The sequence below is a fragment of the Microcoleus sp. LAD1_D5 genome (assembly GCF_036702115.1).
Classification (GTDB): domain Bacteria; phylum Cyanobacteriota; class Cyanobacteriia; order Cyanobacteriales; family Microcoleaceae; genus Microcoleus.
In genome coordinates this window covers 1-6,683 of the sequence record NZ_JAUBSA010000136.1, presented here as the reverse complement: position 1 = coordinate 6,683, position 6,683 = coordinate 1, and the positions used below count along the sequence as shown (strand labels likewise).

Below are 6,683 nucleotides of genomic sequence, written 5' to 3'. Positions count from 1 at the left end.
AATTAATAATTAAATGGGGTCGCAAAATCAAAAATAAGGGCAATGCTTGTATCACAGTTTAAATGTGCAACAGCTTAGCAATAGCTGTTTGTGAAGTATTATCAAGTTTTGTCATCACTCGATTGAGCCCGAATCTTCGTTTCCGCAAGCCCCGAATTTGCCCTCAATAGCATTGCGAATTCTATCATCTTCCAACGCTTGCCTCTTTTTTTCTTTGCTGACATGGGATGGGGGTCTTCCTAGGGGTGGCCCACTGATTCTAATGCGTTTTTCATGACACCAAGCTCGGTTCTAAGAGTGTACGATAAATTCGATCCGCATGAACTGATTCAGGATAGTGTCCTGTAAATTTATAATAGGCTTCTACTTGTGCTTTTAAGTCTCCTGATTCGTTAAAATTGTCCCAGCTCATCCGGTCTAAAAATACATATCCTTCAAAGCAGCTCGCTGATATTTTAGCTCCAAATTCTACGCGTTTTCCGGCTTTTCCTCTGACTATGGGACGGATGTGGGGTTGGCTTAAACTTACTATTCTATCCTCAATGCTCTGTTTATTGTTGTCAAACAACCATTGCTGTTGGCGATAGACTTCTGTGAGGACTAGCAAGGTTTTATACTGCTTTTTATTCAGACCTTCTAGGGTCGCACCTGAATCGATTAGCTGTTCAATATGAGCTAAGTTTCTTTTGATATATTGAAGTTGTTTTTTAATTGCCTGTCTTTTTTTAGTTTGGGTGGGTCGTCTTTGTTTCGCTACTGCTAATACCAATTTCCTAAAATAGTGCTACAGTTAGTAGGTGTCTTTTTTGTTAATTAGTACCCAAATATAAAGAAGAAAAATGTCAGGAGTTGTCAAAATTGAAATTCGGGAAACAGAAGAAGAACTGAAAGCTCTTCTGAGGAAAGAGAAAGATGTGACTTGCTACGAAAAACTGCAAGTTCTGTATTGGCTCAAAACCCAAACGGTAGAAACTGTATTATCTGCCGCTGTGCGGTTAGGGAAACATCGTACCACAATACAAAGATGGTTGTCTAGTTATCGTTCGGGGGGAATCGAAGAATTATTATTGCAGAAACCTCGTTCGGGAAGACCAAGAATAATGAATCCTGAAACTGTAGATAGATTATCAAAAGAATTACAAGAACCCGAAGGATTTAGTAGCTACAAAGAAGTACATCAATGGTTGACAAGTTGCTGTGAAGTAAAAGTGGCATATCGAACAGTACATCAGTGGGCAAGATATCGACTCAAAGGGAAATTAAAAGTGCCGCGTCCCGTGAGTGAAAAACAGAAAAAAGGTGCAGTAGCAGAATTTAAAAAAAACTGCCATCCTTAGTAAAAGCCAGCCTGAGTCAAAGTGAGAGATTTTTAAAGCAATGGCAAAAAATTCGATATTGGAGCCAAGAAGAAAGTCGAATGGGGCTACACACAATTCAAAGAAGGAAATTAACTGGCAAAGGCATTAAGCCTCACGGAGCAGTGCAATGGGACTTTATATATCTGTGGTTGTATGGAGTAGTAGAACCTCAAACAGGAGAGGGATTTTTTTATGAATTTACGCATCTAGACACAGTGTGTTTTGAGAAGTTTTTGGAGCTATTTGCCACCGCTTATCCAGATGATTTGCATATAATTCAACTAGACAATGGAGGATTTCATTGTTCATTGAACCTAAGTATACCAGAAAACGTGATTTTACTGTTTCAACCGGCTTATAGTCCGGAAGTGAATCCAATAGAAAGGCTGTGGGGGTATATCAAGGAACAATTGAAATGGTTGAGATTTGATGGTATAGAAGAATTGAGAGAGACAGTGCAAAAAGAGTTAAAAAAGCTGACTAACGAAGTGATTGCTTCCTTGACGGGATATCCATTCATATTAGAGGGTTTATCTGTAGCAGGAATTTAGGAAAATGGTATAAGTAGTCTTTTCTCGCTAGATTACGGTATGTTCTTGGTTTTTTAGTAGTTTTTTCTTTAATTTGTTTATACAAAATGTCGATAATTTTTTCTGTATGAACTCTGGCTCCATTTAATAGTCCTAACTCGGTCGGATAACTAATATCGGCTGGAGCACAGGTTGCATCTATGATTAATTTTCCGCGATTGGGTGACTCATTTTGGGCGTCCGAATCCTTTTTTTTTTCCGGTTTAACTGGGCTGATGGAGCGGATTTTTTCAACCATTCGTTCGTTGACTTTATTAATTAGGTTCGGACTAATTCTTTGCCGAAAATGAACTAATAGAGATGGGTCAAAGGGTAGCTTGTTACTGTAGCTTGATTGACCAATAAAGTATTGTAGATAGGGGTTTTCCCGGATCTGTTCTACTGTTTCGCGATCGCTAATTAAGAGTTTTTCTTAGATGATTAATGCTCCCAATGCCATCCGAAATGATTTGGCTGGTGCCCCCTTTTCTGTGGGGAAGTTTTCAGCATATTCTGCTTCAAATTCTGACCACGGAATTAGTTCGGCCATTTTTACCCAACGGTTGTCTGATGACAACCTTCCTCCAAACGGCAGTTCAAACTCGGATGCGGGACTTGAGGCAAGCTCAGCTTTTCTGTACACGATCGCACTGGGTGATGCAAGGGTTTTGTACTATTTTACCTGTTTATCTTGCACACTTTTCTCGCTCGCACGATCGCATAACCAGGCCGTGTAACCTTTCTGCACTTATCCAGCAAGCCCAATCTAGCACGCTTGTCAAATAAGAATGCCAAATTTTACCGGAACGAACTTCAATCAAACGTAAGGTAATAAATGGAGTTTTTGGAGCAGGGTAAGAGCAGCTCAATCATGCTTGACAAAAGCATTTGAGAATCTGCATCATATAGTCATTGTTCATCGCAGCCCGTTTTCTTTTTTGTCGCAAGCTACGCTGGAGAGTTGTTTCTTTGTTGACAGCATTCAACGCCATCCGTCTGACCAGAGCCAAGTTTTGAGGGCTATTTAACGAACGAATACGGCATTTATCTTCATTGAACGTCACATCTAAACTCCAATGAACTTGATTCTCAATGCCCCAATGTTTACGAATAGCACGACCATTCCGCTTTAGCATCTACTGGTAACGAACTTAGGTAAAACTGTACCTCATAAGTGGTTTTATTCCAAAGATGACGAACTCTTTCGACCATTACAATAGTGCGTAGATTTGCCCACTGTTCTTGTTTGTAAAGTCCTCCGAGTTTGGCCACTGGTACCGCCCAAACTTTTCGGCTTTCGACGCGATGATGTCCCTTTTCGGTTCGGGAGTCATAACGGATTTCAATTCCCACGAATTGCTAAGTTCTTGCGGTCTCAAACCAGTTTTTTACGCTTAGTGTAAAGAGTGGGATGCTTGCTTTTTAATGCTACGACATAATCAGCTTTTTTCTGGCTAATAAGTCAGATAATTTCGGTTTGAGTTCCCATCGCATCAATGGTGATAATCGCTCCCGCAATGTCGATTAATTCCACTAAGGCAGGAATCACTGTGATTTCATTGGAATGGTCTTCAACTTTGACTTGCCCGAGTACCAAACGTTGTTCGCTTGCCCAAGCTGTGACTAAATGTAGGTTTTTTAAACCTTTCTCAGGCGTCATAAGAACCTCGCAAACTTTTGCCATCAATCGGGATGATTTCTTGGAAAACTGCACCCATGATTTGCTGAAGCCATTGGGATAACTTCTGTTCTAAAGCTTTCGGGTTTAGCTTTTCAAAGACCCGACGAAATGTATCATCGCTGGGGATTCCATTTGGTAACTCTAAAAATTCCTCCAACCATTTCTGCTTGCTAACCCCATAATTTTCTATGTCTTCCCACCCATCAGCTCCGGCGATGACAGCTAATATGGTAATTACAGTGCGTATCGTTGGCTAGAAACCAGTCCTATAAAGGATTAGGGGGATTAGCCGCAAGGAACAGAACCTTGACAACTGAATGACCATGTAGGTGAGAATCAGTACCCTAGAACACTCAAATCCTACCCCGCAGGTGCAGCGGTGAAAGCATCTCCCCTACGGTAGCGACTAGCCATCAATCCGTAAAGCGGGGAGAAAAGATGTTACTACTGACAGCCTAAGTCGGTAAGCATTGAGCAAAAGTACCCATGAGTAAAGCCTCGGCTTGAAGATGTGTTTGAATCGTCGTTACCATGAACCAGCGAAATAAGGCTTAATGCGCTGGAGCCAAAAGGCACAGGATAAAAGGAGTTGGCAAGTTGTAATTTGACCAACAAGCACTTCCGATAAACCCGGCGAATAACATCACTCTAAAGGTACACAGTATGGTCATTCGGAACGAGATAACCTCTCGTCTGCTCTCAGGTGGTCGAATCCCTGTAGTAGGTGCTAACCGTATGCAACGAGTAGGAAAGATTGGGTCAGAAGCTTAAAAGCCTGGGGTAATGCCCAGGATATGCAGACGGACTCACGATGATTTGGAAGGGAAAGTCTCAAGTAGTGAGTAAAAATGTCTAAAACGAGTTTAAAGACTACGGTAGAATGGAACCAAGTCAACTGGCGAAAGCTAGAACGTAAGGTTTATAAGCTCCAAAAGAGAATTTTTCAAGCCTCTCAACGTGGTGATGTGAAAGCAATACGCAGACTCCAAAAGACGTTGATGAAGTCTTGGTCAGCAAAGGTGTTAGCGGTTCGTAGAGTAACCCAGGATAATACTGGCAAGAAAACGGCAGGAGTGGACGGAGTTAAATCCTTATCCCCAGCAGCACGTTTAAAGTTAGTAAATAATATAAAACTGGGGTCTAAAGTTAGTCCGACTAGGCGAGTATGGATTCCCAAGCCTGGGACGGAAGAGAAACGACCATTAGGCATACCTACAATGGAAGACCGAGCCTTGCAAGCACTTGTCAAACTGGTATTAGAACCAGAATGGGAAGCGCGATTTGAACCTAACTCATACGGGTTCAGACCTGGACGTTCATGCCAAGATGCAGTCGAGGCTATATTTTCAAGCATCAGTAAAAAGCCTAAATATGTGCTTGATGCCGATATAACTAAATGTTTCGACCGGATTAACCATGAAGCACTGCTCAATAAATTAAATACATTCCCCACCATTCGCCGACAGATTCGTGCATGGTTAAAAGCGGGAGTGATGGATGTTATGCAGTTGTTTCCAACATCTGAGGGTACTCCACAGGGTGGGGTTATTTCTCCATTACTGGCAAATATTGCCCTCCACGGGATGGAAGAACGAATTAAACAGTTTGCAGAAACATTGCCTACTAGAAGCGGCAAAGGCAAAAGGGATAACCGTAATAGTCTTAGGCTGATTCGTTATGCCGATGACTTCGTGATTCTCCACGAAGACATAACTGTTGTTCAAAGATGCAAAGAGATTATCTCCGAATGGTTAAAAGGCATGAACTTGGAACTTAAGCCTTCTAAAACGAGACTTGCCCACACCCTTAACCAGTATGAGCAAGAAAACCCAGGATTCGACTTCCTAGGGTTCAAGATACAACAATTTCCAGTAGGAAAGTATCACTCAAAACAAGGTTTTAAGACAATCATCACCCCAAGTAAGCAGAAGCAAAAGGTACATTACGACCAAATCGCTAGAGTTATTGAAGCCCACAAGGCAGCACCACAAGCGTCGCTAATCAGCCATTTAAACCCAATTATCCGGGGATGGGCTAACTACTATGCGACTGTAGTAAGTAAGGTTGCTTACTCAGACATCGATGACCTCATGTACCAAAAGTTAAGAGCTTGGGCAAAACGCCGTCACCCCTCAAAGAATGGGGAATGGGTGGCAAAGAAATATTGGCATCCTCTAAACGGTGATAACTGGGTATTCGCAACCAAGAAGGAAGGATAAACCTCACTTCGGTTACTAGACCATGCCGACACTCCAATAGTGCGACATATAAAAGTTAAAGGCGAATCGTCTCCATACGACGGGAATCTGGTTTATTGGAGTACAAGAATGGGTAAAAACCCAGAAATGCCAAGTAGGGTATCGAAACTCCTGAAAAGTCAAAAAGGGAAGTGTACCCACTGTGGATTGTTTTTCCGTGAAAACGATGTGATGGAAATTGACCACAGAATCCCTAAATCGCAAGGTGGAAAGGATTCTTACGATAATTGGCAACTCCTTCACAGACATTGCCACGACACAAAGACAGCTATCGATGGCAGTCTCGGCAACCAATCTGGCTGCAATAGTGCCAAGCCTAAGTCCACCAGAAAACTTGAAAAAGTCGATGATAAATGGACAATGAGGTATGCGTAACAAGCACCAAAGCATTGAGGAGCCGTGTGAGGTGAAAGTCTCATGCACGGTTTTGAAGACCAGCGGGATTGGTGACAGTCTCGCTGAGTTTAATAGAATGTCTTTGAGTAGGTGTTGTTTGGTTCGCTCAACTCTCGGGTCTGGTAAGTCATCAAAATAAGTTGAGAAGCTCGCTTGTAAGTCTTGGACGGAGATGGGTTGGGATCCGTTTTGCCCGGGTTCTGATTTTTTCGTACATACCACAGAAGCGAATCCTTTTTCCATTGACTTATCCTCACCAGTCGTGACGAAAGATGCAGCAACATTATAGAACCGCTGCTGACTGAATGCCTAGGTCTAGATATTGCGCGTTTTGTCAAGTACAATACAGCACTTTGCTTAACAATTAGGTACAATAGGAGAGGTGGTAAAAAAGAGAAAAATGAAACCCTACTCCCTAGAT

The 6,683-nt window shown here is 42.1% G+C and carries 2 protein-coding genes and 4 pseudogenes; 3 read left to right on the top strand and 3 right to left on the bottom strand.

The genetic code is table 11. The annotated features are described in order from the left end of the window. Positions 1-76: 76 nt before the first annotated feature. Positions 77-775: pseudogene (locus tag QUA70_RS27625) on the bottom strand (transposase); the annotation flags it as partial. Positions 776-839: 64 nt separating this feature from the next. On the opposite strand from QUA70_RS27625, the gene QUA70_RS27620 reads away from it, so the two are divergent. Continuing rightward, positions 840-1,337, top strand: a complete 498-nt coding sequence (locus QUA70_RS27620) for a helix-turn-helix domain-containing protein (protein ID WP_333336299.1) — start codon at positions 840-842, stop codon at positions 1,335-1,337. Then, positions 1,325-1,909, top strand: coding sequence for an IS630 family transposase (locus QUA70_RS27615; protein WP_333336301.1), 585 nt, complete (start codon positions 1,325-1,327; stop codon positions 1,907-1,909). The genes QUA70_RS27620 and QUA70_RS27615 overlap by 13 nt, the downstream gene beginning before the upstream one ends. 10 nt (positions 1,910-1,919) lie before the next feature. On the opposite strand, the pseudogene QUA70_RS27610 reads toward QUA70_RS27615, so the two are convergent. Both QUA70_RS27610 and QUA70_RS27605 read right to left on the bottom strand, forming a co-directional pair. Continuing rightward, positions 1,920-2,570 (bottom strand): annotated as a pseudogene (locus QUA70_RS27610) (transposase); the annotation flags it as partial. Positions 2,571-2,796: 226 nt separating this feature from the next. Beyond that, a pseudogene (locus tag QUA70_RS27605) lies at positions 2,797-3,843 on the bottom strand (ISAs1 family transposase); the annotation flags it as partial. 613 nt (positions 3,844-4,456) lie between these two features. Between QUA70_RS27605 and ltrA the strand changes: the two are divergent. Continuing rightward, a pseudogene (gene ltrA, locus QUA70_RS27600) lies at positions 4,457-6,326 on the top strand (group II intron reverse transcriptase/maturase); the annotation flags it as partial. Between the last annotated feature and the right edge of the window lie 357 nt (positions 6,327-6,683).

Coding starts and splice junctions, on each gene's coding strand:
- QUA70_RS27620 (WP_333336299.1), top strand. CDS start 840: ATGTCAGGAGTTGTCAAAATTGAAATTCGGGAAACAGAAGAAGAACTG.